Source organism: Vibrio cholerae, from assembly GCF_008369605.1.
In the GTDB taxonomy this organism is placed as follows: domain Bacteria; phylum Pseudomonadota; class Gammaproteobacteria; order Enterobacterales; family Vibrionaceae; genus Vibrio; species Vibrio cholerae.
Genome location: NZ_CP043556.1, coordinates 1,077,517 through 1,104,087 on the forward strand (window position 1 = coordinate 1,077,517; position 26,571 = coordinate 1,104,087).

The 26,571-nt window shown below is 48.1% G+C and carries 17 protein-coding genes; 9 read left to right on the forward strand and 8 right to left on the reverse strand.

Going from position 1 to position 26,571, the window contains the following annotated elements:
* Positions 1–3 precede the first annotated feature (3 nt).
* The 3 genes from nrdG (at position 4) to F0316_RS19565 (ending at position 2,515) form a co-directional block, all read left to right on the forward strand.
* Positions 4–471 carry an anaerobic ribonucleoside-triphosphate reductase-activating protein gene (gene nrdG / locus F0316_RS19555; RefSeq protein ID WP_001106211.1) on the forward strand — a complete coding sequence of 156 codons (468 nt, stop codon included), beginning with the start codon at positions 4–6 and terminating at the stop codon, positions 469–471.
* 121 nt (positions 472–592) lie between these two features.
* Positions 593–1,774, forward strand: a complete 1,182-nt coding sequence (locus F0316_RS19560; RefSeq protein WP_033932051.1) for an amino acid aminotransferase — start codon at positions 593–595, stop codon at positions 1,772–1,774.
* 57 nt (positions 1,775–1,831) lie between these two features.
* Positions 1,832–2,515 carry an ATP-dependent zinc protease family protein gene (locus F0316_RS19565; protein WP_000082072.1) on the forward strand — a complete coding sequence of 228 codons (684 nt, stop codon included), beginning with the start codon at positions 1,832–1,834 and terminating at the stop codon, positions 2,513–2,515.
* A 222-nt stretch (positions 2,516–2,737) separates the two neighbouring features.
* Here F0316_RS19565 and fruA read toward each other — a convergent pair whose 3' ends face one another.
* Genes fruA through fruB form a run of 3 tightly spaced genes read right to left on the reverse strand, consistent with a single transcriptional unit; the run spans position 2,738 to position 6,659 of the window.
* Complete coding sequence (fruA, locus tag F0316_RS19570; RefSeq protein WP_172626092.1) at positions 2,738–4,474, reverse strand: PTS fructose transporter subunit IIBC; 1,737 nt, start codon at positions 4,472–4,474, stop codon at positions 2,738–2,740.
* Between the two features lie 18 nt (positions 4,475–4,492).
* On the reverse strand, positions 4,493–5,446 hold the full coding sequence (pfkB, locus tag F0316_RS19575; RefSeq protein ID WP_001897104.1) for a 1-phosphofructokinase: 954 nt from the start codon (positions 5,444–5,446) through the stop codon (positions 4,493–4,495).
* Positions 5,447–5,456: 10 nt separating this feature from the next.
* Positions 5,457–6,659 carry a fused PTS fructose transporter subunit IIA/HPr protein gene (fruB, locus tag F0316_RS19580; RefSeq protein WP_149560861.1) on the reverse strand — a complete coding sequence of 401 codons (1,203 nt, stop codon included), beginning with the start codon at positions 6,657–6,659 and terminating at the stop codon, positions 5,457–5,459.
* Between the two features lie 338 nt (positions 6,660–6,997).
* Between fruB and cra the strand changes: the two genes are divergently transcribed.
* The 4 genes from cra to cqsS all read left to right on the forward strand — a co-directional run bounded on the left by cra (position 6,998) and on the right by cqsS (position 14,371).
* A complete protein-coding gene (gene cra, locus F0316_RS19585; protein ID WP_000171125.1) occupies positions 6,998–7,978 on the forward strand; it encodes a catabolite repressor/activator in 981 nt (326 codons plus the stop codon).
* Positions 7,979–8,031: 53 nt separating this feature from the next.
* Positions 8,032–9,171 carry an exonuclease SbcCD subunit D gene (locus tag F0316_RS19590; RefSeq protein ID WP_032475109.1) on the forward strand — a complete coding sequence of 380 codons (1,140 nt, stop codon included), beginning with the start codon at positions 8,032–8,034 and terminating at the stop codon, positions 9,169–9,171.
* 1 nt (position 9,172) lies between these two features.
* Entirely contained in the window at positions 9,173–12,214 is a 3,042-nt protein-coding gene (locus F0316_RS19595; protein WP_149560862.1) for an AAA family ATPase, read from the forward strand.
* Positions 12,215–12,310: 96 nt separating this feature from the next.
* The gene (cqsS, locus tag F0316_RS19600) at positions 12,311–14,371 is read left to right on the forward strand and encodes a quorum-sensing CAI-1 autoinducer sensor kinase/phosphatase CqsS (RefSeq protein ID WP_001897118.1); all 2,061 of its coding nucleotides are present in this window, start codon (positions 12,311–12,313) and stop codon (positions 14,369–14,371) included.
* A 228-nt stretch (positions 14,372–14,599) separates the two neighbouring features.
* Here the strand turns inward: cqsS and cqsA are convergent, their stop codons facing one another.
* From cqsA to clcA, 3 genes are all read right to left on the reverse strand, one after another.
* Entirely contained in the window at positions 14,600–15,769 is a 1,170-nt protein-coding gene (gene cqsA, locus F0316_RS19610) for an alpha-hydroxyketone-type quorum-sensing autoinducer synthase (protein ID WP_001039913.1), read from the reverse strand.
* A gap of 196 nt (positions 15,770–15,965) precedes the next feature.
* Complete coding sequence (locus tag F0316_RS19615) at positions 15,966–16,928, reverse strand: TDT family transporter (RefSeq protein ID WP_001104009.1); 963 nt, start codon at positions 16,926–16,928, stop codon at positions 15,966–15,968.
* A 146-nt stretch (positions 16,929–17,074) separates the two neighbouring features.
* Positions 17,075–18,481: a H(+)/Cl(-) exchange transporter ClcA gene (gene clcA, locus F0316_RS19620; protein ID WP_069503695.1), complete on the reverse strand. Its 1,407-nt coding sequence runs from the start codon at positions 18,479–18,481 to the stop codon at positions 17,075–17,077.
* 465 nt (positions 18,482–18,946) lie between these two features.
* On the opposite strand from clcA, the gene F0316_RS19625 reads away from it, so the two are divergent.
* On the forward strand, positions 18,947–19,936 hold the full coding sequence (locus F0316_RS19625; protein WP_149560863.1) for a CobW family GTP-binding protein: 990 nt from the start codon (positions 18,947–18,949) through the stop codon (positions 19,934–19,936).
* 76 nt (positions 19,937–20,012) lie between these two features.
* Here the strand turns inward: F0316_RS19625 and ylqF are convergent, their stop codons facing one another.
* Positions 20,013–20,957 carry a ribosome biogenesis GTPase YlqF gene (gene ylqF / locus F0316_RS19630; protein ID WP_000247909.1) on the reverse strand — a complete coding sequence of 315 codons (945 nt, stop codon included), beginning with the start codon at positions 20,955–20,957 and terminating at the stop codon, positions 20,013–20,015.
* 321 nt (positions 20,958–21,278) lie between these two features.
* On the opposite strand from ylqF, the gene F0316_RS19635 reads away from it, so the two are divergent.
* Positions 21,279–23,141 carry a potassium transporter Kup gene (locus F0316_RS19635; RefSeq protein WP_114732993.1) on the forward strand — a complete coding sequence of 621 codons (1,863 nt, stop codon included), beginning with the start codon at positions 21,279–21,281 and terminating at the stop codon, positions 23,139–23,141.
* A 97-nt stretch (positions 23,142–23,238) separates the two neighbouring features.
* On the opposite strand, the gene nifJ is transcribed toward F0316_RS19635, so the two are convergent.
* On the reverse strand, positions 23,239–26,478 hold the full coding sequence (gene nifJ, locus F0316_RS19640) for a pyruvate:ferredoxin (flavodoxin) oxidoreductase (RefSeq protein WP_114732992.1): 3,240 nt from the start codon (positions 26,476–26,478) through the stop codon (positions 23,239–23,241).
* Between the last annotated feature and the right edge of the window lie 93 nt (positions 26,479–26,571).

Consider the following 26,571-nt stretch of genomic DNA (forward strand, 5'->3'; position numbering starts at 1 on the left):
AGTATGAATTACCATCAATATTATCCGATTGATGTGGTTAACGGGCCGGGGACACGCTGCACGCTGTTTGTCTCCGGCTGCGTTCATCAATGTAAAGGATGTTATAACCAAAGCACGTGGTCGCTGTCGTCTGGACATCGCTATACCCAAGAGATGGAAGATAAAATCATTGCGGACTTGAAAGACACACGTATCAAACGCCGTGGATTATCGCTCTCGGGTGGCGATCCGATGCATCCTGCCAATTTATCAGTGGTGTTACAGCTTGTGCAGCGGGTAAAAACCGAGTGCCCAGATAAAGATATTTGGCTCTGGACGGGATATACCTTGGCGGAATTGGATGATAGCCAACAAGCTTTACTGCCATACATTGATGTGTTGGTGGATGGCAAATTTATCCAAGAGCAGGCTGATCCTGGGCTAGAGTGGCGGGGCAGTGCGAATCAAGTGATTCATCGCTTTACCTTGTAAGTCCTTATTCTCAGCGCTCTAGTGTTTAAGGGGCGACTGAGAACAAAAAATCCCTTTCGGTTTTCTCTTATCTGGTTTACTTTGTGAGTTGTTACCTGAATTTCAAAGGGTTGTGACTTTCATGTTTACTCATTTACCAGCACCAGTTTTAGATCCAATACTTTCTCTCTCCGTCGCCTTTCGCAATGATTCTCGTCCACAAAAAGTGGATCTTGGAATCGGCGTTTATAAAAACAGTCTTGGCGAAACGCCAATTATGCGTGCCGTTGCGCTGGCGCAAGATAAAGTGGTGGCAAGCCAAAAAACCAAATCTTATGTCGGCCTTGCCGGTTGTGAAGAGTTCAACCAGAGCATGATGCAGCTCGTATTAGGTTCAACCTTGGATGTGGAGCGCACGATTGCAATCCAGACTCCGGGAGCCAGCGGCGCGCTGCGTATGCTGGGGGATTTGATGCGTGTGGCACAACCGGATACTACCGTGTGGATCACCGATCCTAGTTATGTCAACCATAAGCCCGTGATGGAAGCGGCTGGTCTGAAAGTACGTTACTACCGTTATTTCAGCCGTGAAACCAAAATGGTGGATACCGAACAAATGTTGGCCGATCTGGCACAAGCGGGAACGAAAGATGTGGTGTTACTGCATGGTTGTTGTCATAACCCGACAGGTGCCGATATCGATTTTTCTGCGTGGCAAGCGATCACTGAGTTGGCGCAGAAAAACGGCTTTATCCCTTTTGTCGATATCGCCTATCAAGGTTTTGGTGACGGCTTAGAACAAGATGCACAGGGTTTGCGTTACATGGCGGAGCGTATGGAAGAGATGTTGATCACGACATCCTGCTCTAAGAATTTCGGCTTGTACCGTGAGCGTACGGGAGCGGCGATTGTGATTGGGAAAAATCAGCAAGAGGTGACCAATGCACGCGGAAAAATGCTGACCTTAGCGCGTTCCACTTACACTATGCCGCCCGATCACGGTGCTGCTCTCGTCAAAACAGTGTTAAGAGATGAGCAGCTCACGGCAATTTGGAAACAAGAGTTGAGTGAAATGCAGCAACGTTTGTTAACTCTGCGCAAAAATTTGTGTAATGAGTTGAGAAATCAACACAATACGCGACAATTCGACTTCATTGAGAGCCATAGAGGCATGTTTACTGTACTAGGATTCAGTGCAGAGCAGATGGGAAGGCTGCGTGAAGAGTTTGCGATTTATGGTGTCGCAGATGGCAGAATTAATATCGCAGGGCTGACCGAAAAAGACATTCCTTATGTGGCCAATGCTATTATTCATGTGTCGTAAATGAAGATGACAGCAATATGCCCAATCAGGAAGGGTGGTATTTGATTAGGTGAAAGTATGAGTCAACCACTGAAGTTGTTAGTACCATTAATGTTAAGTAGTGGATTGGTGGCTTGCGCTACCAATCCGGTGCCATCTACACCGGCACAAGTGCCTGAGGTGGTGGAGACGCAAGCTCAGCCTGTGGTAACCGTGCCTGAAGAGATCGTCGATCCTAATGCTCCTCTGGTCGAGACTTTACCCTTGCTTGAGCCTGCACACTCGTTTGAAGAGAAAGATGATTTTTCGACAGCGACAAAAACTTCTGATGGCAAGATAGTATTAGGCGATAAAGAGTGGGTTTATCTGCCGGGTTTGAAAGAGAGTTTCAAAGCACGAATTGATACTGGGGCGACCACCTCATCGATCAGTGCGGTAGATATCGTGCCTTTTGAACGTGGCGGACAGGATTGGGTGAAATTTCGTATTGAGCACGACAACATTCGCAGTGAGGAGTTAAGTTTACCCGTCGAACGTTGGGTGAGAATTCGTCAATCGAGTGCCGAGGAAGCGCAGCGTAGAGCCGTTGTGGTGGCATGGATCCAAATTGGTGATTTGAAAGAGCAAACGGAGTTTACTTTGACCGATCGCACGCACTTAACTTATCCACTGCTACTGGGGCGCAGCTTCTTTAAAGATGTCGCGGTAGTGGATGTCTCTCGCCACTATATTCAACCCAAACATCCAAGCCCTAAAAAATAGTCCGAATCTTCTCGCCTAACTTGAGGGCAGTGAAAGTGTTGGCTATTTTCCGATCCTCATGCACATAGGCAATCGATGTTCATGGGGAAGCCACTTGGGTTTTTTAGGTATAAAACGCTCTTTAAGTTGTTTAGAGATAAAAAAGCCAGCGGAATTCCACTGGCTTTTTCATTTTCACTGAGCATTTATGTCACTAAGTACGCCTTTCACCATGCACTCAGATCAAGCCGCGACCGCTTTGGCTTGTGCCGACTTTTTCAGCATAGCGTAGCCAAAACCGGTAATCGCCGTACCGACAGCAATCGCGACCAAGTACAGCAGCACCGGGCTTATCGCATTCGGGATCAAGAGCACAAACAGACCGCCGTGTGGCGCCATCAATTTCGCGCCAAATAGCATAGAGAGTGCGCCTGTCACGGCTCCACCCAGCATACAGGCTGGGATCACACGCATTGGATCTTTGGCGGCAAAAGGAATTGCACCTTCAGAGATAAAACATAGGCCCAGAACAAAAGAGGCTTTTCCTGCTTCGCGCTCTCCCGCTTCAAACTTGTCTTTCGCGATAAAGGTTGCTAAGCCCATACCCAATGCTGGCACCATACCTGCTGCCATGATCGCGGCCATTGGCGCATAAGTTTGTGAGGCGAGTAAGCCGACGCCGAAGGTGTATGCGGCTTTGTTCACTGGGCCACCTAAGTCGAAACACATCATGGCACCAAGCACAATACCGAGCAAAATCGCGTTGGTTGAACCCATGTTGTTTAGGAAGTTGGTCATACCGCTCATGATGCTCGACATGGGGCCGCCCACGACGTAAATCATCACTAATCCGGTAAATAAGCTGGCAATAAACGGGATGATCAAAATCGGTTTTAGCGCGGCCATTGATTGAGGCAGTTGCATTTTATCGGCGATAAATTTGGCGCTGTAACCCGCGAGGAAACCTGCAACGATACCGCCAAGGAAACCGGCGCCCGTTGAGCTTGCGAGCATACCGCCAATCAACCCCGGAGCCAGTCCCGGACGATCGGCAATAGAAAATGCAATGTAGCCAGCAAGCACCGGAATCATCAGTGCAAATGCTGAACCTCCGCCAATCTGCATTAAAGCAGCAGCTAAAGTGCCTTCTTCTTTGAACGCTTCAATACCAAATACGAAAGAGAGCGCGATGATAAGACCGCCAGCGACCACGACAGGCAGCATGTGCGATACGCCCGTCATCAAGTGTTTATACACGCCTTTTTTCTCTTCTGCTTTGTCGTTAGTCGCGCTGTTGGCAGAGCTTGAAAAAGTTTTCGCTTGCGTGAAGGCATTACTGAGCTCCTGCGCGGTTTTCTTCAACGCGAGGCCAGTACTGGTTTTATAGAGTTTTTTACCATTGAAGCGATCCAGAGGAACATCAATATCGGCCGCGATGATCACGAGATCGGCGGCAGCAATTTCTTGCTCCGTCAGTTGGTTTTTAGCACCGACTGAACCACGCGTTTCAACTTTGATCTGATGGCCTTGACGTGTCGCTTCCGCTTCTAGTGCTTCCGCTGCCATAAAGGTGTGTGCAACCCCCGTTGGGCAAGCAGTAATGGCGACGATTTTTTTGGCAGAAACAGGCGCTGTGGAGGGGGAATCACAGCGTGTTGCCTGCTCGGAGCTGAGTTCAGTCGCTTGTTCTGCGGCTTGCTTAAGGTAACCGACGGGATCGGAAGTACAGGCGGTAATAGGGCTTTGGTAGACTTTTTTACCGACAAAACGCTGCATATCAATCTCGCCGTTAGCGGCCAGTATGACCAGATCGGCTTTATTGATTTCCTCTTCGCTTAAGGTGTGGCCTGCAATCACTGTTGAGTGACATTCGATATAGGCTTCCCACCCTAACGTTTTACTGGCTTGCTGCAGTAAACCCGCCGCAATAATGCTATTGGCAACGCCACTTGGGCATGCGGTTACAATGGCTATTTTCATCTTCACGACCTTCTGTCCTTAGGCACCCATCGTAGGATGGAGTGCAGATACTTGAATTTGTTGTTGTAGGGTATTGAGTTGCTCCCAATCACCAAGACCAACGCCGACTTGGGTTACCGCAAGTGCAGACAAGGCCGTTGCGAAACGGAGCAAAGATTCTTTTTCCATACGTTGCATATGTCCCCAGCATAGACCAGCAACCAGCGTATCGCCTGCGCCGACTGTGCTCACCACCGGCATTTTGGGTGGTTTTGCATGCAACCATTGGTTTTCGTGCAGCCACATCACGCCTTCGGCCCCCATCGAAATAACAATGTTTTCAATCTGTTTTTGAGCAAGTTCGGCGGCGGCTTGCTGGCAGTCGGTTAGGGTAGTGAGCTTGCGACCACACCATTGAGAAAGCTCTTCATCATTGGGTTTAATCAGCCAAGGTTTAGCATCCAATCCTGCCAACAGTGCATCGCGGCTGCTGTCAAACAGTACTTTTTTATTCATGCTGCGCAGTTGGGCAATCCATCCAGCGCAGCGCTGTGGTGAGATACCTTGTGGCAAACTGCCCGCGAGCACGAAATAATCATGATCTTGTGCTAGACGCTGTAAGGTCGCTTCGAAAGCCTCAATATCCGCTTCCGTCACCTGAATACCGGGAAAATTGATGTCACTGACTGCGCCGTTTTGTTCAACCAGTTTGACGTTAATACGCGTCGCTCCCGCGATGCGAATAAACGCATCCTGTACGCCCAACTGCTCAAACAGTTGGCAGAAGAGTTCTTGATTATCTCGGCCAAGAAAGCCCGTGACTGTCACTTGTGCGCCAAGTTCACTGAGTACTTTGGCAACGTTTACCCCTTTGCCCGCGGCATGCAGTGAACTTTGGCCAACTAAGCTGACTGAGCCAACGTTAAGCTGGTTTACACTGCCCGTTAAATCGAGCGCTGGATTTAAGGTGATGGTGACCACTTTTTTTGTCATGTGATGCCCCTTAACCTTCGCCTAAGCCAGCATTGATCGCCACGCCTAGCGCTTGCAGCGCGGCTTCTGCATCTGGGCCTTCTGCGGTGAACTGCAACTGATGATTGTGTTTTACGCCCAGTGCAATCACTTTCATCAAGCTTTTGGCATTGACGACTTGACCATCGCCATCCAGGTTAGACACTCGGATATTAGATTCAAACTTCTTGGCTTCGGCGACTAACATCGCACCGGGACGAGCGTGCAAACCATGGCTATTTTTAATGCGGAAAGTCGCCGTATGAGTGCGAGCAGAATCAGGCTCCGCCACCGTTTCTGCGGCTATCGTTTCCTCAGTGATCGTTCCCACAGCTATTGTTTGCTGAGCGATGGTTTGTTCAGCGTTGCCGCTAAACAGATTAAGCAGTTGCTGAACATCGGCCTGCAAGAGTTGATCTTGTTTTTGCTCAAACACGCACCGAGTAATGGTGTTAAGCAGAGGCTGGTGGACGTCATTACACACCGAAAACGCAATCAGCGCTTTCACCGCTTGTTGCTCATATTCACAATGGTTGGCTGTAGTGACAATCGACATCCCAGTCCGTTTTACTGCGCGATCGCTGGCAACTAACCACAAACCGCGTCCCAGATGAGTCGGCGCTTTAGTGACTAGGTCGGCAACAAATTCATTGTCTGCGCAGCCCGTGTTTTTCAACAATCCCCCCGCGACAGCGCTCATTTGCACCATATCACTGGCTGGAAACTGCAATTGGATCAACGAAGCGTCAAAATCTGCGGTTAACTGGGCTTCACCTTTGATAATGGCAATGATTTGTTGCGCTGTTTTGGCTTGTTGGAGCGCTTGCTCAACGCCATCGGCAGACAGCACTCTGGTCAGCTGCTTTAGAATGCCCAAATGTTCATCCGATTTCGCGGCGATACCGATGGCCACATACACCAGATTACCGTCTCCCCAATCCAAACCTTGCGGGAAGTGCATGGCGGTGACACCTGTCTGTTTAACCAGTTCGCGGGTATCGGTTGTGCCATGCGGAATCGCAATCCCATTACCGAGATAGGTGGAATGCTGTGCTTCGCGATTGAGCATACCTTGCGCATAGCCTTCTGCCACTAGGCCTTTCGCGGTCAACGCGTGAGCCAGTCCTTGAATCGCAGCTTGCTTATTCGCAAAGTGTTGCTGCAATTGAATATCTTGTGTAGTGAGTTCTAACATTCTTAACTCCTGTCTGCCTCTATAGGCGGGATGTGGTTTATCACTGCAGGTTTTCAGTTGAAGCAATACCTTGTCATTCATCCCGTCTCGTTTTCCTTTGAGCTGAATCGGTTCAGCTCAAAGGGCAAAAAAATTCAGCAAAACCTCGAATACTCACGATCTTGCTGCTGGATACTCGACACAATCTGACCTGTGTAGTGGGCGAGATTGTGAATCAACGGTACTTTTGCTGAATCCTTTCAGCTTTAATACTGAATCGATTCAGCGTATAATTCAACACCAGGCTAGGATCAAAAATCGCGTTCTATGATCAGACGCACATAAAACGAGAACCCCTTATGACACTGGATGAAATCGCGAAATTAGCTGGCGTATCGAAAACCACCGCCAGTTATGTGATCAACGGCAAGGCGCAGAAATATCGGATCAGTGAGAAAACGCAGCACAAAGTGATGGCTGTGGTGGAGCAGTATAATTTCCGGCCGGATCATGCCGCATCGGCATTGCGTGCAGGCAATAGCCGCTCGTTTGGTTTAATCATTCCGGATCTGGAAAACACCAGTTATGCGCGTTTGGCAAAATTACTTGAACAGAACTCGCGGCAAGCCGGCTACCAAATTTTGATCGCTTGTTCCGATGATGATCCACAAATTGAAATGGCAGCGGCTGAAGCTTTAGTCTCTCGCCGAATCGACGCTCTGTTTGTGGCGAGTGGAATTCCGAGTGCCAGCGAGTATTACCTCAAGCTGCAACAATCCGGAACGCCTGTGATTGCGATTGACCGTGCCTTGGATGATGAGTATTTCTCCTGCGTAATCAGTGAAGACTTTGGCGCGGCATTTGAGTTAACGCGTTCCGTGCTTACTCAGGATGTGCACAGCGTCGGTTTGGTTGGCGCTCTGCCCGAACTGAATGTGTCGCGTGAACGTGAACAAGGGTTTGCCATGGCGGTTAAGCAGCGCGGTTTACCAACCACTCTAGGTTATGGTGAGCATTTTAACCGTGAAGAGGGGCGTAAAGTATTTGCCAAATGGGTGGCGAATGATCAGTTGCCTGATGCGGTGGTGGCAACATCCTATACGCTCCTTGAAGGCATTCTTGATGTTTTGCTTGAGCAGCCAGAATTGATGCAAAAAGTTCGCTTAGCGACCTTTGGTGATAACCGCTTACTCGACTTTTTACCCATCCGAGTGAATTCTCTGCCTCAGCAATTTGAATTGATTGCCGATAGCGCATTAGCCTTGGCGCTGAACGCGTCGGCGAAACGTTATCAAACGGGGATCGAGCTCATTCCACGTCAGTTAAAGGTGCGCACTTAAACAAAATAAAGGTATGATATGCGCCAGTTTTCGTTTCCTCCCACAGGCAAGGCATGAAGTTTCTACATACTTCGGATTGGCATCTTGGTCGCCAATTTCATCAAGTCTCATTATTAGATGATCAAAGCGCTGTTCTCGCACAACTGATCGACTTTCTGCGCGACAATCCGGTGGATGCTGTGATTGTCGCTGGTGATATTTATGATCGGTCGATTCCACCCACGGCGGCGATTGATTTATTGGATGAAGTAGTCAGCGTGATCTGTGGCGAGTTGAAGACACCTTTATTGATGATCCCGGGCAATCACGATGGTGCGAAGCGTTTAGGCTTTGCCGCGAAGCAAATGAAAAATTCGGGCTTACATATCTTTGCTGATTTTGAACAGATGATGCAGCCACTTGTGCTGCATTCACCGCAAGCGGGCGAGGTCGCTTTCTGGGGAATGCCGTATCACGACCCTGAGTTAGTGCGCCACTACTATCACAACGACATCACCACGCATGATGCTGCACACCAATTTTTGTGCGAGAGTATTCTTGCTCAGCGCAATCCGTCACAACGTCACGTATTGATCAGCCACTGTTTTGTCGATGGCGCGATGGAGTCTGAATCTGAGCGGCCATTATCGATTGGTGGATCAGATCGTGTTGACCATCGCCATTTTTTGCCTTTTGACTACGTCGCGCTTGGGCATTTACACCAGCCGCAAATGAAAGGCGCGGAACACATTCGCTACTCTGGCTCATTGATGAAATACAGCTTCGGTGAGCAGCACCAAAACAAAGGCGCTACCTTGGTAGAGCTGGGTCAGCAAGGTTTTATTAGCGCAACGCATATTCCTCTCACCGCGCCTCATCAAATGCGCATTATCGAGGGAGAGTTGGAGGCGATTCTTGCGGCGGGAGCCACCGACCCGCAGGCAGATGATTACCTGCTAGTGCGTCTTTTGGATAAGCATGCCATTCTCGACCCGATGGAAAAGCTGCGTCAGGTTTATCCGAATGTGCTGCATCTTGAAAAGCCGGGCATGTTGATTGGTGTGGATCAAGAGATGGGCAAGGCACGATTGGCGCGAGGGGAATTGGATATGTTTCGTGATTTTTTCCTTGAGGCGAAACGTGAACCTCTGAGTGAGCAGCAAGAGAAAGTGGTGATCGAGGTGATTACGCGCCTGAAAGCGGAGGGTATTTAACATGCGTCCGTTAAAACTTATCCTCCAAGCTTTCGGCCCTTTTGCCGGACGAGAAGAGATTGACTTTACGAAGTTGGGTGATGCTCCACTGTTTTTGATCAATGGGGCAACCGGTGCAGGAAAAAGCTCGATTCTGGATGCGATTTGCTACGCCTTGTATGGCGAAACCACAGGCAGTGAGCGCACCGGCGACCAAATGCGCTGCGATTATGCGGCCCCTGAGTCTCTCACCGAAGTGATTTTTGAGTTTGAGCTGGCGGGGGCGCGTTACCAAATCACCCGTCAGCCCGATCAAGAGATCCCGAAAAAACGGGGTGAAGGGATGACGAAGAAATCCCATTCCGCTACTTTGGTTGCACTGAAAGCGGATGGAAACGAGCTGATTGCCAACAAGCCCAATCCTGTCGCGAAGGCGGTGGTCGAATTGATAGGACTTGATGTTAAGCAATTTCGCCAAGTCATGGTGTTGCCTCAAGGCAAGTTTCGTGAGCTTTTAACCGCCAATTCAAAAGAGCGTGAGCAGATTTTTGGTCAGCTCTTTCAAACCCAGCTCTACAGCCGAATTGAACGGGCGCTGTTTGAGCGCGCCGCGGGTATTCGTAAAGAGAAAGAAGAGTTTGATCAGCAGATCAAAGGTACGTTAAGTGTCGTCGGACTGGAAAGTGAAGAGCAGTTACAAACCGAGTTGACCGAACTGGCCCCAGTATTAACCCATGCGCAATCACAACTCAAAGCTGAGCAACAGCAGTGGGATGAAACAAAAGCACACTATCAAGCTGCGCTTGAGTTAGAACAACAATTTATCCGCAAGCAGCAATTGGTGGTAGAAATCGCGACTCACCAAGAGCAGGCTTCGCACATCGAAATGCTGCGTCAGCAACGCCAGCAAGCCCAAAAAGCAGCGCGTTTAACCGCCGTCCATCAACAGTGGCACCAAGCTCAAAAAAACCTACAGCAAGCCAAACTTAAGGTTGAGCAGCAGCAAACTCTGTTGCAACAGGCGAAAGCTCAGCAGCAACAGGCTCAACAGGCCAGTCAGCAAGCCAGTTTAGCCTGTGAAGAAGTACCCAAATTAAACGAGCTACGCATAACGTGGCAGCGTGCTGAGCAAAAATTGCTGGCACAAGAAAATGTTCAGCAAGCGGTGGCCAAGGCTGAGCGTGAACTGCAACTGGCGACACAAAATGCGCTTAATTTGCAGCAAGCGAGCGAAAAGCTAGAGCAAGAGCTACAAAACCAACGACTCGAATGGGAACAGCAACAGCGCCAATTGACGCGCTTAGAAGTTCAAAAAGCGCGAATGAATCAGTTGGTGCAGCAAGTTCAGGCTCGCGAGCGAGAACAATCGTTACTGAATGAATTACAAACTGCTCAACAAGCTTTATTGCGCTTTGAGCAGCAACATCACCACATCCAAACTCAGGCCGAACAAGCGAAACTGACCGCGGATAAACTGGAGTTCGCATGGCATACCCAGAGGGCTGCGGAGCTTGCTCTCGCACTCACACAAAATGAACCTTGTCCGGTGTGCGGCAGTTTAGAGCATCCCAATAAAGCGCAATATTCGGGTGACGTTGTCACCAAGGTTCAGGTTGAACAAGCCAGACAGCAGCAACAAGATTGGGTGCAGCGTCAGCAAGAGGCATTCCATGCTTGGCAACAACAAGGGTTTAAAACCGAGCAGATAGCGCAAAATCTCACGACTTTATCGAGTGAGCTAACTTTGCAGCAAGTGGCTTTATTGAATGAGCTCATTGAACAGCAACAGATACTTCACAGTGATATTGCTGCGCTACAACAGCTTAACCCTGATTTGCTGAAACGGCAGATTGAAGAGGGGGAGCAGCGGTTAGCGCACACCAAAATGACGCTCGAAAAACAGAATCAAAACCAGCAACAAGCTTGGCAGACTTTGGCTCAGTTACAGGCGGAATTGGCGAGTTTGCGCCAAGAAATCCCACCGGAGCTGTCCGATCTTGATACTTTACGAAGCGCGATTGGGCGTGTGCAGAACCAAATAGAAATCTTACAAAAAGCGGAGCATACGGCTCTTGAACAGTGGGTGCAGGCGCAAAAGCAGTTTGCCAGTGTGCAGGCGGCTTATCAGGCGGCGATTGAAGCGCACCGTGAGTCTCAGCGTCAGCAGGAGGAAACCATAAGCGCATGGCAGCAAGGGTTACTCCATTCTGGATTTAGCGATGAGTCCGCCTATCTTGCCGCTCGTTTAACCGATGAGGCTATCGTCAATATCGAGCGCCAAATCGCCCAGTATGAAGAGCGCAGTGCGATGCTCAGTGGCGAACAGCAAGCCTTATCACGTAAATTAGCAGAGAAAAATCGCCCAGAGCTGGAACCACTTCTTGTCAAAGTAACTCAAGCTGAAGAAAAAATGGCACTGGCGTTGCAGGCGTTTACGCAACATCAATCGCGGATGGATGGTTTGCAACGTGTCGCCAAGCAACTGGCGGATCTGTACCAGAAAAATCGTGCATTAGAAGCCGAATATCAGGTCGTGGGCACCTTAAGTGATATTGCGAATGGCAAAACGGGCGCTAAAGTCAGCTTACATCGCTTTGTGCTTGGTGTTTTGCTGGATGATGTCTTGTTACAAGCTTCTCAACGACTGATGAAAATGAGCCGAGGCCGCTATTTACTCAAACGTAAAGAGGAACGCGCTAAAGGTAATGTAGGCTCAGGGCTGGATTTGATGGTCGAAGATAGCTACAGCGGTAAATGGCGTGATGTGGCAACCTTGTCCGGTGGTGAATCGTTCATGGCCGCCTTATCGCTTGCGCTTGGTTTATCCGATGTGGTGCAGTCTTACAGTGGCGGTATCCGTCTTGATACTCTGTTTATTGATGAAGGTTTTGGTAGTTTGGATCCGGAATCTTTAGATTTAGCGATCCAAACCCTAATCGATCTTCAGCAAGGTGGCCGAACGATAGGAATCATCTCTCATGTTACCGAGCTGAAAGAGCAGATCGGTCTAAGATTGGATGTGTTGGCGACAAGAATGGGTAGCACGCTGCGTTTAATCACATAAGATAAAAGATAGGGGTTTGATGGTTATCACTGACCTCTAGCTAGCGAAACGGTAAAGTGTGTGCATGTTGATGATTAGCAAGAGAATGCAACGGTAGTGATAGTGAGCATGGATGTAATAAAGAGAGTGTATCAATACGCAGAACCTAATCTGTCCTTAGTCGGATGGATGGGCATGCTTGGCTTTCCTGCCTACTACTTCATCTGGGAATATTGGTTTCCGCAATCTTACGAAAATTTAGGGCTGCGCTGTGCGGCAGCGGTGCTGTTTGGTGGGCTGGTGTTTCGTGATTCGATGCCTAAGAAATGGCAGCGGTATATGCCGGGCTATTTTTTATTCACCATAGGTTTCTGCTTACCCTTTTTCTTCGCTTTTATGATGTTAATGAATGACTGGTCGACAATTTGGGCCATGTCGTTTATGGCGTCCATTTTTCTGCATATTCTCTTAGTGCACGATACGAGAGTGATGGCGTTACAAGCACTTTTCTCTGTGTTGGTGGCCTATCTTGCGGTATATGGTTTGACGGATTTTCACCCGACGACTTTGATTGAATGGCAATACATACCGATCTTTTTGTTTACTTATGTATTTGGGAATTTATGTTTTTTCCGTAACCAAATCTCTCATGAGACCAAAGTGTCGATTGCCAAAACGTTCGGAGCGGGGATTGCCCATGAAATGCGTAATCCACTCAGCGCTTTGAAAACGTCGATTGATGTTGTGCGAACCATGATCCCTAAACCGCAAACTGCAGCTCATACGGATTATTCCTTGGATGCGCAAGAGCTGGATCTGCTGCATCAAATTTTGAATGAAGCTGATGATGTCATCTACTCTGGCAATAACGCGATTGATTTGCTGCTCACCTCGATTGATGAAAACCGTGTCTCTCCGGCGAGTTTTAAAAAACACTCAGTGGTAGATGTGATTGAAAAAGCAGTGAAAACTTTTCCGTATAAAAATGCAGCGGACCAGCACTCGGTAGAGCTTGAAGTGCATCAGCCGTTTGACTTTTTTGGCAGTGATACTCTACTGACTTATGCGCTATTTAACCTGTTGAAAAATGCCTTCTATTACCAAAAAGAGCATTTCTCGGTTCGTATTTCCATTGAACAAACTAGTGAGCATAACCTTATTCGAGTCCGTGATAACGGCGTGGGGATTGCGCCAGAGATGTTGGAAGACATTTTCCGTGATTTCTATACCTTCGGTAAAAATGGCAGCTATGGGCTAGGATTGCCATTTTGCCGCAAAGTGATGACCGCATTTGGGGGAACGATTCGCTGTGCGTCTCAACAAGGTCAATGGACAGAATTCGTATTGAGCTTTCCTCGTTACGATTCCGATACGGTTAACGAGATAAAAACAGAACTGCTGAAAACCAAATCGCTCATTTATATCGGCTCAAATCAAGCTATCGTTCGAGAGTTAAATCAGCTCGCAGTAGAAGATGAGTTTGGTTTTACCGCTATTTCTGCGCAGCAAGCAGTAAGACGCCAAGATTATGAGTTTGAGTTCGACCTTATTTTGCTCGACCTTGATGACGCTACGGCGCAGGGAGAACTACTGCCGAAACTTGAAGGGACATTGAGTTTTGCAGAAGGCTGTATCGGCTATGTGTATGATCCGGGCAAAACGTACGCAGTAAACATTAACCGCTATCTGCGCATCCAACCGATCAGTATTCATTCTATTCTCAGAAAGCCGCGGAAAATCATCGAACGCTTGTTGTTTGAGCAAGAATCCTTATCGATGAATCGTAACGTGATCCCCTTGCAAAAGAGTCGGCATGAACGACGTATTTTGGTGGTTGATGATAATCAATCGATCCGAACTTTTACGGCTATTTTGCTTGAGCAACAAGGTTATGAAGTGGTGCAAGCCAACGATGGTAGTGAAGTGCTCAAGCATATGGAGAGTCAAAACATCGATTTAGTGTTGATGGACATTGAAATGCCGAATGTCGGGGGATTAGAAGCGACGCGTTTAATTCGCGACTCTGAGCATGAATATAAAAATATTCCGATCATTGGTTACACCGGTGATAACAGCCCCAAAACCTTGGCTCTGGTACAAACCTCCGGCATGAATGATTTCATTGTGAAGCCTGCTGACCGTGATGTATTGCTAAATAAAGTGGCAGCTTGGGTGTAGCTATACCCTTCCTACTTGAAGCTGCAGGGGTGTTGGCTACGTTCGCTCACCCCAATCACATAGTTTATCTATGCTCATGGGGATTCACTCTCTTGCCGCCTACCTGCAACTCCAAGTTGTTTGGGTATATTTTAGAGAAAAGTGGGAGAACGAGTTCTCCCACGGCTTATGCAAGGAAACGTTAAATTCTTTAGGAATAACGTTTAGCAGTTTTTGTTATTTATGCATTTAACGAAAATAAAAATCACCGCAGTTGACCGCATCAGAGCAAACCTCAATTATTTTGGCGATTTGCTCATCGGTCACATCACTATTGAGTGATAAGCGAATAATGTTTTTATTCTTTGAAGTTGCCGGGCGGCAGAATACTGAGCCAAACACTCCATTACTTTCTAAATAATCCCGAACTTTTTCGGTATTTCGTTCATCTCCTGTTTCTAGACCAATAATTTGGCTTTCACTGCGAATGGTTAATCCCAGCTGGGATAATCCTATGCGTAATTTTCTTGCCATACGATCTAAATGCTGACGACGATTATCCGCAGATTCAATAATCTCTAAAGTCGTTTCTAATCCTGCCGCTTCATAAGGCAGCAAAGTAGAACTAAAAATCGCTGGATAACTAATAAAAGGAACGCAGCGATTCACTTCATTGTTGCACCAAATGGCTCCTGCGCGATAAGCAAAGGTTTTGGCCAAACTTGCGGTCATAAAATGCACTTCACGAGTGAGGCCTAATTCTGCCAATAAACCTGCACCATTAGGGCCATGTGTGCCCAAAGAGTGGGATTCATCGACTAATAAGGCGCAGCCAAACTCTTTACTGATATTGACCAGTTCCGCTAGCGGTGCAATCGTACCTAACGTGCTGTAAATCGAGTCTACGACAATGATCCCAGGGCCATGACGTTGAATTAGCATACGTAAATGGTCACAGTTATTATGCATAAAAGGATGCGCCTGAGCATTGGCGTAGCGCGCCCCTTCCCATAACGACATGTGCGCGAAAAAATCAATGTAAACATTCGTATTGGGCTGGCAAATGGTTTGTAATAAACCGACGTTTGCGTTCCAACCAGATTGAGATAATAGACATTCATCAAAGCCTGTGAACTTAGCCAAACGTTTCTCAATCATGGGTTTGTCATAGTCATTTTGTAGAAATGAGGCTGACATAAATAAGCTTTGTTGTTCTTCCAGTAATGACTTCGCCAAACGAGCTTTGATCAACGGATGATTGGCCAATGCGAGATAATCATTACTTTGCAAAATAATGTCATCAGGGCTGGCTTGTTTACCCAATACAAGGTGTTTACCGTTTTTGTTTATATCAAAATAATTTTCAATATAGTGATCTATCTTGTTCTGAATAAAATCAGGAAGTTGAGGCTTGTTCATCGCAATATATCCTAGTTATAAAAAATTTAACGCCAGCTGACGAGTGATATATTGCGTGATTAAAAACGTCTGTCATCTGGGAAAAATTATTTTTATTAGCAACTTAGAATAATTAATAATTCTCGATGGTGAGGGGAGGAAAAATCATTAGGGGTAGGGACTCTACCCCGAAGAATATTCTGATATTAAAAATAATTTAGGAGTTTACTGAGCGATTTTTAAATAATTCAGGCCAATACATTTTGATATATCCCCAAGAGACCCAGGCAACTAACAAAGTGGCAATCGTGACCTCTAAAAAGCCGAAATAGTGTAGCCAATACCAGTGTGGATGATCGGTAGCGAAAAACTCGGTCAATCGTTGCATGGCAACCGCACTGATGACCGATGGAAAAGTGACTGCCGCGATGGAGGGCTGAAATTGTAGTCGCAGTAAACGCAGGTAACAGAGGTAGATGAGTAAAGTCATGGTTATGGCAATGCCCGCTAAAGCCCCTGTCAGAATCGGGTCGGGCTGCGCAAAATTGACCAGATAAGTGGCTAAGGTCAGGTTAATGGGTGCGGCCATAATCGCCAGTGTGGGGCGCGCTCTTTTCGGTAATGTACCCGCAAACACCAACCGGTAAAGTACGAGCGGCAACATGACGAAATAGATAGCGATACAGACGTTAACCATGGTTTCCGAAAACAGGGTGTGTCCAAATTGGGTGCCTGCAAGTGAACTGCTGATGACGCCGACGGGATACAAAAACCAACTAGGCACAATGTTTGCGAGCTTGAATTGGCGCAGCTGAAAATAGAAGAACAGCGTCATCATGGTTAAATGCAGTAATAAGGCTGCCGCCCAGATGGGATAGGCAATGAAAGGAGATAGAATCGCGAGATAGTCGCATAGGATGAGTAAAGCCATACTCATCGGAGCCATTAAACTCCCTGATACGGGGTGCCTAAGATCATTAATGAAAGTACGCCAATGAAGATATTTGAGCAGCACAGGGAGTAGTAACAAGGCTCCGCTGAATGCTAAGTAGGGGCGAATCACCATGCCAACGGCGGGATAATAGAGCACCCAAGCATGGCCGAGCCCAATCATGCCTAACGCTAATGCGGCTTGTGAAGGGGGCACGTTCTGTACTTGGGTAAATCTATGCCAATTCAATTGCTACTCCTTAGTATCCCCTTCCTACTTGATGCTGCAACGCCAAGTCGTTTAGGTATAAAAATCCTGATTTTAAAATGATAAAAAGCCGCTTGTTTTGCGAGCGGCTATTATCTGGGTTCCCTTTACTTTAGGCAAATTGACTTTTATGAGTTGGGGCTCTGCGGTGGTAAATCTTGTTGCTGTAATTTTTGGTTTTTCAGAGTGCGATGTAATAGCTGGCTGTAGATGGGTTGGCCACCCAGTAACTGGGCAAAAATCACCGCACCTAAGCTGGTAATAATCAGTGGCAGGATCAGGTGATAGTTATTGGTCATTTCGATCACTAATAAAATACCCGTGATAGGTGCCCGCACGGTTGCGGCGAATAATGCACCCATACCAGCAATCGCAAACATCCCAGGTTCAATATTCAGTTCTGGGAACCACACTTTAGCGATCAAGCCGAAGGCATAACCAAACAGGGTACCTAGTGCGAGCATAGGAGCAAAAATCCCCCCGGGCGCACCTGAGCCAAAGCAAAGTAAAGTGGTAAAAATTCGGCCAACAAACAGCAGCAATAAAATACCCGCTCCGTAGCCGCCATTCGTGATAGTGGGAATTAAGCTGATACCGCCACCCGTTAACTCAGGTACATAGAGTAGCAATAACCCGAAACAGCCACCGATCATTGAACCCGTTAATAGATAGCGTTTACGGTCATTGCGATGAAATTTAACGAACAGATCTTGGGCAAGGGTAATTAAATAGTTAAACAGCACGCCAAATACGCCAAATAGGACACCAAGAAGTAAGAATAACCCTAGCGTCGACAATTCCGGCGCATCGTATTGTGGCATCGTGATCACCGCATCTTGTCCGTTGATCACGCGAAACACAATGTTGGCCGCTACTGCAGAGATGATCACCGCACGTACCGAGATCAGGGTATAGCGAAATTGCGGTCGCATCTCTTCGATCACAAACATAATGCCAGCAAGAGGCGCGTTAAATGCGGCAGCAAGACCTCCTGCCGCACCCGCAGCCAGCAATGAGTGGCGCGTATCTTCATTTTTGACACGGAAAATATCGGAGATCATCCGCCCAACGGCGCCGCCCATTTGTACTGTAGGACCTTCGCGGCCGAGCACCATACCTGAGCCCAACGCGCCCATGCCGCCAAAAAATTTCACGGGCAATACTCGCCACCAACGCACGGGGCGCATGCCATCCATCGCCCCTTCAATTTCTGGAATACCAGATCCCGCAGCTTCAGGAGCAAAGCGGTGGACAAGAAAATAGCCGATGAAAGCGAGAAATGCGCTGATCAGAAACGCAGCCAACCAGAGTGGTAAAAAGCTGCCAATTTCACTTTTTAGCCAATCGGTACGAGTTTCTGAGACTAGATGTACCGCCTGTTCAAAATAGGTGCCGACCAAGCCAGCCAAAATACCAACCAGCAATGATAAAAACAAAACTGAGAAAGGCGTCTTATCTTTTGAGAGAAATTGGTTAATCACATCTTTAGGCATTTTGGCCAGCAAACTGATCTTAAACGTCTCTCTTGTTGACATACGAATGACACCTATTGATGAATTGGGGGAAAAGATGTGCCGGAATTATACGCTGCATAAGGTTCAACTATAGCGACAAAGTTGAAATATTGATTTCCATATATGATTGATTTGATGGATCATTCTGAAAAAATTGAGATCCACACCAAAAAATGAGTAACTTTTCTGGAAAATCCAGCGTTATGTACCATAGTTAAAGCGTAAGGTTAGTGAGAACATTTCTGATGGAGGATATGGAACCTTACAGACAATTTGGATGGAATCAAAACGTTCATATCAGTACCTCGGCTAAGAGACGCTTGCATATATAGCCAAGCGAATTCGCAAAACTCACGATTGAGTCTACGAGGAAAAAGGCGCGCTTTACAGTGCGCCTTTTGCATTTAAGCTTTTATGCTGTCCACGAAATTTGAAACTGCTTCTTTAATAGCTTTTGGATATACTTCGGCCAAAAGGAGAATCAGCATGATCAATCGAGTTCCGACCAATATTATTACGGGTTTTCTGGGCGTTGGAAAAACCACCGCGATTTTGCACCTGTTAGCCACTAAACCTACCAATGAAAAGTGGGCTGTACTCGTTAATGAGTTTGGCGAGATTGGTATTGATGGCGCAATGATGAGTGAGCAGGGGGCGATGATCAAAGAAGTACCGGGTGGATGTCTGTGCTGCACGGCTGGGGTTCCAATGTCCGTTGGCATTAACGCCTTGTTGCGTCAAAAGCCCGATCGTTTAATCATCGAACCCACAGGATTAGGGCATCCTAAGCAAGTAGTCGCCACGTTAATTTCTGAGCAGTATCAGCCTTATGTGGACTTAAAAGCCACGATTGCGTTGATGGATCCACGTCACTTGAGCATGGATAAATACCGCAATAACCAAAATTTCAACGACCAACTGGCGAGCGCGGATATTGTTTTGGGGAACAAAGTTGATCAGTGCAGCAGTAGTGACATTGATGCCTTTAATGATTGGGTTACGGACCAAACGCCGGCCAAAACCTTTAGTCAGCTCATCAAGCAAGGGCAATTCCCTATAGAGTTACTGGATATGCCGCGTTTGGTTGGCCATGCATCCACTCATATTGACTCCCATCATCACCACCATGCTGCCGATGAGCCGCAATTTCAGCTTGCACCACAACAGCCATTTTTGCGCAAAGAAAATCGCGGCCAAGGCTATTTTAGTTGTGGCTGGCTGTTTGGCGCCGAGTATCAGTTCAACTTCGATCTGTTGTTTCAACTGCTGAATGATTTAACCGCCGAGCGAGTGAAAGGGGTGCTGAATACCGATCGCGGTTGTTACGCTTTCAACGTGGCGAATGGCGTGGTTTCTGTGACTGAAATGAGCTTAGAAGGTTTTGAATCACGCTTAGAAGTGATTGATTCACAACTGATGCCTTGGAGCGAGTTAGAAAGCATACTGCTCAAGATTGCAGGTATTCCACAGGCGTAAATCACAGGCCTTTCTTTGCGAAAAAGATTTGTGAAAAAGGCGAGTCATACTCGCCTTTCTGTTATGCGCGGAATGATTAACGCTTGTTACGCAGATAACGCTTACGGCGCTCTTCTTTACGTTTGGCTTTCTCTTCGGCTTTCAGCGCTTCATCAATTTCAACTTGTTGTAACTCTTCGGTGATCATTTCTGGGCGCTCCAAGGTGATTTGTCCAAGCACACCTTGACGCAGCTCATGCAGTAGGATTTCAGAGGCTTTATGCAGATCCACTCGCGCGCCCGCACGTAGCGCGCCACGTTTACGACCGATCTCTTCCATCAATTCAACATCGGTTTCTGGAAGTTCATCGATTTGGTAACGCTCTTTCAATCTTTCTGGATAGTGCTTAGCCAGATACTCGACGGTGTAAAACGCCACTTCATCGTATTCCATCGCGGTATCTTTCACCGCGCCAGTGGCCGCCAAACGAAAACCGCTATGAGGGTTTTCCACTTTTGGCCACAAAATTCCCGGAGTATCAGAGAGCACAATTCCGTTTTGTAGATTGATGCGCTGTTGACGGCGAGTCACTGCGGGTTGGTTTCCGGTTTGAGCAATTGCACGGCCCGCTAAGGTATTGATAATGGTCGATTTCCCTACGTTCGGAATGCCCATGATCATGGTACGAATGTTTTTGCCGATCTCTTCACGCTGTGGAGCGAGCTTGCGGCACAGTTCGAGGATCTTGTGTACTTCCTGCGGATTGGATGTGGTGATCGCCATCGCTTTCACCCCTTTCTCTTGCTCAAGATGGGCAATCCACAGCTCGGTTAACTCAGGATCCGCAAGATCGCGCTTATTCAGTACCTTCACACAAGGTTTTTCACCACGGATATGCGAAATCAGCGGGTTTTCGCTACTGAAAGGAATACGCGCATCAAGCACTTCGATAATCACATCGACTTGCGGAATCGCTTCTTCGATTTCCTTGCGTGCTTTGTGCATGTGCCCCGGAAACCATTGGATTGAGTTGTTAACCATTTGAAAAATTAGCCTTTTAATACAGTCTTAAATGAGTTGAGAGATAAGAATGATGCTTAACATGGAGTCAGCAGAAGCCACCTCGCGCTCAACTCCGTGACGCTATGGTCATTGGAATGCGCCAATGCTAACACTTTACGCCGGATGCGGGAATCGTCATCAGCCCGAACCATGGATTACACCAGTGGATGAGGGTGTGGGAGCGGGTATTTCTATATATTTTCTTTATACCCGACTGGCGCTTTTATACACCTTCTTTAAATCGGGCTAGTTAGTATGCTGGAAGTTGTGATTTAGGAAGCACCGCGCTGCTTAAGAACCATGAAACCTGCAAAACAAACGACAGCCAGCTTGGCATTTCTGGCAATGGGTATCGTCTATGGCGATATCGGAACTAGTCCTCTTTACGCTTTTAAAGAAGTGTTCTTCAGTCACCATCCACTCGCGATTAACCCTGACAATGTGTTGGGGATTTTATCTTTGGTGTTTTGGGCATTTGTCCTGATCGTTTCCATTAAATATCTTTTGCTGGTCACACGCGCCGATCAAAATGGCGAAGGCGGTATTCTGACTTTATCCGCCATTGCTCAACAAAATGCCCCCAAACCTTGGCGGCGGATTGCCATGTTACTTGGGATTTTGGCGACGGGCTTTTTCTTTGGTGAAGCGGTGATAACGCCCGCCATGTCAGTACTTTCTGCGGTGGAAGGGATTGCGGTGGCGCAACCTGACTTAGCTCCTTATGTACTGCCCATTGCCATGATGATCATTGTGGCGCTGTTTGCGGTGCAAGCGATGGGAACCGAGCGTATCGGGCGCTTTTTCGCGCCAGTGATGTTGCTGTGGTTTTTGGTGCTGGCTTTACTCGGTGCCCATGCAATTTGGCACGCGCCCCAAGTATTACGTGCACTCAACCCAGCGTATGCGGTGCATTTTGTCTTGCTTCATGGGCAACACACCCTGTTTATTTTGGGCTTAGTCGTGCTTTCGGTGACTGGGGTTGAAGCACTGTACGCCGATATGGGGCACTTTGGGATTAAGCCGATCCGCATTGCGTGGTTTGCACTGGTGATGCCCAGTTTGCTGCTCAACTATTTTGGGCAAGGGGCGTATCTGCTTACCCTGTCTGCGCCCACAGGTTCTACTTTCTTTAGCCTGGCGCCTAAAGCTTGGTTGTGGCCTTTGATCTTGCTGGCGACGTTTGCCACTGTTATTGCTTCGCAAGCGGTCATCTCTGGGATCTTTTCGTTAGCGAGACAGGCCATCAATTATGGCTATTTGCCGCCGATGAAAATTGCGCACACGTCAGAGCATTCACAAGGGCAGATTTATGTGCCCGCGGCGAACATGTTGTTGTTTGTAGCCGTGATTTTTGTGATGTTGCGTTTTCGCTCATCCGCCAACTTAGCGGCCGCCTACGGTATTGCGGTCACGGCGATCATGATGATCTCTTCACTGCTGTTGGTTTTGGTTGCGCGTTATCAATGGCAGTGGAGATGGCCGCGAGTCGTCACGATTGGGATCGCGTTTATTGGCATGGATAGTTTGTTGTTAGCGTCGACCTCAACCAAATTGATGGAGGGTGGTTGGCTGCCTCTGCTGTTAGGATGCGTGGTGTTTATCGTCATGTATATCTGGCAGCAGCAGCGCCAACGCTTGCTGGAAATTACCGGTAACGAGCTCTCGGTTTCGGCGATGATTCAGTCATTGGAGGAAGAGTCTTTCCAACGCGCCGCGGGAACCGCCGTTTATCTGTCTCGCTCGTTGAATCATGTGCCGCGCTCGCTGCTGCACAATATCAAATACAACAAGACCTTACATGAAAGAAATGTATTGATGACCTTTCAATATGAAGCGGTACCAAGGGTTCACCCATGTCGCAGAGCTGAGATAGAGCAGGTCTCGGCCAGTTTTTGGCAAGTAGTGATCCATACCGGTTATCAAGAGGAGCCAGATATGGCGCAAGTGATGCACTGCTGCGGTCTAAAAGGCTTGTATTTGCATCCCAATGAAACGCTCTTTTTGCTCTCTTCAGAGCGATTGAAAGTACAAAAACTGGGGATGTGGCATGACCTGAAAGTCTGGTTCTTTATTCAGATGAGCAAACATGCGCTGAGAACGTCGGAAAGATTGAATATTCCCCCTGATCGCCTAATTGAGATGGGTGTGTATCGAGAGATGTAAGGCTCGCACGAAAAAACCGTTCAAGATTGAACGGTTTTTTTAGCTCTGAGGTTTAGCCTTTACAAGGCTCCCCTAGTTTTTCGCTAGGGGAGCGAGGCTAATCTTGTTGCGCTACGCCCGCATACAGCGGCCATGCGCCAGATTTCACCACCTCTTTTGTAACTTGCGCACTGTGTGCCAAATCGTAATGATGCTCGATGCAGGGCGAATAGGCGACAACCAATGACGGACCAGAATGTTCACCTGCAGCTTGCAGCGCTTTAATGGTCTGATTGATGTTGGCACCCAAGGCTATTCTCGCCACAAACGCACCGGGCAGATCTTGGTAAAGTTTAACCAGATCTTTGGCTGGACTTGGATTGGGTATACTGCACAATTTCGCGGTTTGTCCTTGCGGGGTGGACTTGGATTTTTGTCCACCAGTGTTGGAGTAACACTGCGTATCCAGAACCAGAATATTGATGTTACGTCCGCTGCGCATCACATGATCGAGTCCGCCAAAGCCGATGTCATAAGCCCAGCCGTCACCACCTATCATCCACACCATTTTTTCGCTTAAATAATCGGCCAGCAGTTGCTCTTCGGAGTGAGCAGGAAGTCGCTGCTTCAGCTCACCAATCTGCGATCTTAGATCGGGAAGCGGAGATTGCGGGGTATGTCCGCCTAGCAAACGCTGCGCACGCGATTGTAAGGCTTCCAGTGCCATATTCATGCCCAAGCCAAATTCGGCATTATCCTCAAATAGGCTGTTGGCCCAAGCAGGGCCTCGTCCATCACTATCCTGACTGTAAGGCGTAGTGGGTAGATTGCCGCCAAAAATTGAGGAGCAGCCTGTCGCGTTGGCAATCATCAATCGATCGCCGAATAACTGAGTCAAAATGCGGATATAAGGCGTTTCTCCGCATCCTGCACAGGCATTCGGGTATTCAAAATAGGGCTCAACGTGCTGCAATGTTTTGACATCAATTCGCTGCTGCTGATAGGCCGACTGCTTCGGCAAGGCTTGGAAATGAGTGAATCTTTGTTGCTCTGATTGATAACTGAGGTTCTTCTCAACCATATTCAATGCCTTACGCTCTGGCTCTTGTCGATCTTTTGCTGGGCAAACCTGAGTGCATAACTGGCAGCCAGTACAGTCATCCGGTGACACTTGCAGTACATAGTGCGCATCGGGTTGCTGTCTTGAGCGATAAGGCAGGCTTTTTAACTCACTCAAGGTGGGATGGGTTTCACTCACAATGCGGGCACGAATCGCCGAATGCGGGCAAATCGCGACGCAGTAACCGCATTGAGTGCAAAGATCGGTTTCCCAAACCGGTAGCTGTTCAGCAAGATTACGTTTTTCTAACTGCGAAGTATTGGTAGGCCATACTCCATCGGCCGGATAAGCCGAGACAGGTAGCGCATCGCCTTTCCCCGCCAGCAACTGTTCAACCAAGCTCGCGCCCCAAATCTTCGGCTGGCTTTGGATGGCCACCGTTGTTTCACTTGGGATCGCAAATGGCATCTCACACACCGACTGATACGCTTGGTTTAGGCATTGCAGGCTTTGTGTCAGTTGCTGGGCTGAACGGTGTTTGAGCTGTTCGGTTAGACTCGCTTCCAGTGAGGTCAATAACGCCTGTTCGGTATGCTGGCTTAATAATCGAGCCGCCGCGGCTTGCATCACAATACTGGTTTTATTGCCGAGTTGATGGCGCTCAATCAAGCCATCGGCATCGATGGTGGCCACTTGAACCGATAAAGCCTGAAGGCGACTTTGCAATGCGGGCGGTAAAGCGGCCCACAGTGTTTGCCCCGTCAGTGCGGTGTTGAGCAACAGATAGCCATTGGCGATCAGCTTGCTGGCAATATCACGCTCATGGAGAAGTTTCAGATTGCTGAGCGAAACCAACCAAGCGTGACGAACCGGATAGGGAGCAGTGATCGGTTGCTGACTGAAACGGATATGTGTCGTGGTGACATTGGCAGATTTTTTGGAGTCGTATTCAAACTGACCCTGTACATGCCAGTTTTGGCCTAGGGTTTTAATCAGATTTTTTCCCGCACTGACACTCCCATCGCCGCCATAGCCATACATCAGAATACTTTGATAGGGCTTATCTCTCGTCGCTGAAATCGTTTTCGGTAGAGTAAGTTGGCTTACGTCATCTTCAATACCCACCACAAATTCGAGCACTTGCTCCTGCTCGGGAGCTTGCATCATAGTGAAAATCGCTTCGACATCTTCTGGGTAAAACGCTTTTCCTGATAACCCATAGCGACCGCGAGAGAGTCGGATCGAGTTTGCACTCTGGGTATACAAGGCACTTAAAACGTCAAGATAAAGCGGTTCGCCGTGACTGCCCGGCTCTTTGGTGCGATCCAATACGCTGATATGAGTCACCGTGGCTGGAAGCGCATCCCGTAAGGCTTGGCTTGGAAAAGGGCGATATAGTCGGATCTGAATAACGCCAATCCGCTCACCTTGCTGTACGCCGGCAAGGACGACTGGTTTGATGGTGTCGATGGAAGATCCCATTGCGACAATCACAGATTGTGCTTGCGGATGACCGATATACTCGACCAACTGGTAGCGGCGTCCGGTCTGTGTTTCAAAACAGTCCATGATGTTCTGCACCTGTTCAGGCGTACTTTGATGGTACGGCGTTTGAGCCTCGCGACACTGAAAGTAACTGTCGGGATCGGCAGTGGCTCCGCGTAGAGTTGGCCGATCGGGCGTTAAGGCTCGGGCACGAAAATCAACTAACGCTGGCATGGGTAGCAGTGCAGATAACGCCTCTTCGGAGAGCGGCTCAATCTGGGTAATGGCGTGTGAGGTGAGGAATCCATCAAAGAAATGCACAAACGGTAAGCGGCATTGTAAAGCACTGAAAGTGGCAATGGCGGCCAGATCTTGCGCCTCTTGCGCATTACTGGCGCAGAGCATTGCAACGCCCGTTTGGCGGATGGCCATCACGTCCGAATGATCGCAGTAAATAGATAACGCATGAGTAGCGACAGTGCGAGCCGCCACATGAATGACACAAGGCGTCAGCTCACCAGCAAGCTTGTATAAGCTTGGGATCATGAGCAATAAACCTTGCGATGAGGTAAAGGTGGTGGCAAGTGCACCGCTCATGGCGGCGCCATGAACAACCGCAATACTGCCTGCTTCCGATTGCATTTCCACAAGTTTGGGTACATCACCCAGCAGATTGCTCTTTTGCTGGCTTGCCCATTGTTCACAGCTTTCGGCCATGCTGGTGCTCGGTGTAATAGGGTAGACGGCTAGCACTTCACTCAGTTGATAAGCAACGCAGGCAACGGCCGTATTTGCGTCAGTAATCCAAGTCATAATTCACCTCTGTCGATATCGCAGCGTTTGCGATGGAGGATGGAAGATGTATGATCCGGCCACCTAGGTGACGAGATCACGAACCAACAGGAT

What these genes read in the sequence shown, in the direction of transcription:
- nrdG (WP_001106211.1), top strand. Translation starts at nt 4, where the DNA reads ATGAATTACCATCAATATTATCCGATTGATGTGGTTAACGGGCCGGGG.
- F0316_RS19560 (WP_033932051.1), top strand. Translation starts at nt 593, where the DNA reads ATGTTTACTCATTTACCAGCACCAGTTTTAGATCCAATACTTTCTCTC.
- F0316_RS19565 (WP_000082072.1), top strand. Translation starts at nt 1,832, where the DNA reads ATGAGTCAACCACTGAAGTTGTTAGTACCATTAATGTTAAGTAGTGGA.
- fruA (WP_172626092.1), bottom strand. Translation starts at nt 4,474, where the DNA reads ATGAAAATAGCCATTGTAACCGCATGCCCAAGTGGCGTTGCCAATAGC.
- pfkB (WP_001897104.1), bottom strand. Translation starts at nt 5,446, where the DNA reads ATGACAAAAAAAGTGGTCACCATCACCTTAAATCCAGCGCTCGATTTA.
- fruB (WP_149560861.1), bottom strand. Translation starts at nt 6,659, where the DNA reads ATGTTAGAACTCACTACACAAGATATTCAATTGCAGCAACACTTTGCG.
- cra (WP_000171125.1), top strand. Translation starts at nt 6,998, where the DNA reads ATGACACTGGATGAAATCGCGAAATTAGCTGGCGTATCGAAAACCACC.
- F0316_RS19590 (WP_032475109.1), top strand. Translation starts at nt 8,032, where the DNA reads ATGAAGTTTCTACATACTTCGGATTGGCATCTTGGTCGCCAATTTCAT.
- F0316_RS19595 (WP_149560862.1), top strand. Translation starts at nt 9,173, where the DNA reads ATGCGTCCGTTAAAACTTATCCTCCAAGCTTTCGGCCCTTTTGCCGGA.
- cqsA (WP_001039913.1), bottom strand. Translation starts at nt 15,769, where the DNA reads ATGAACAAGCCTCAACTTCCTGATTTTATTCAGAACAAGATAGATCAC.
- clcA (WP_069503695.1), bottom strand. Translation starts at nt 18,481, where the DNA reads ATGTCAACAAGAGAGACGTTTAAGATCAGTTTGCTGGCCAAAATGCCT.
- F0316_RS19625 (WP_149560863.1), top strand. Translation starts at nt 18,947, where the DNA reads ATGATCAATCGAGTTCCGACCAATATTATTACGGGTTTTCTGGGCGTT.
- ylqF (WP_000247909.1), bottom strand. Translation starts at nt 20,957, where the DNA reads ATGGTTAACAACTCAATCCAATGGTTTCCGGGGCACATGCACAAAGCA.
- F0316_RS19635 (WP_114732993.1), top strand. Translation starts at nt 21,279, where the DNA reads ATGAAACCTGCAAAACAAACGACAGCCAGCTTGGCATTTCTGGCAATG.
- nifJ (WP_114732992.1), bottom strand. Translation starts at nt 26,478, where the DNA reads ATGACTTGGATTACTGACGCAAATACGGCCGTTGCCTGCGTTGCTTAT.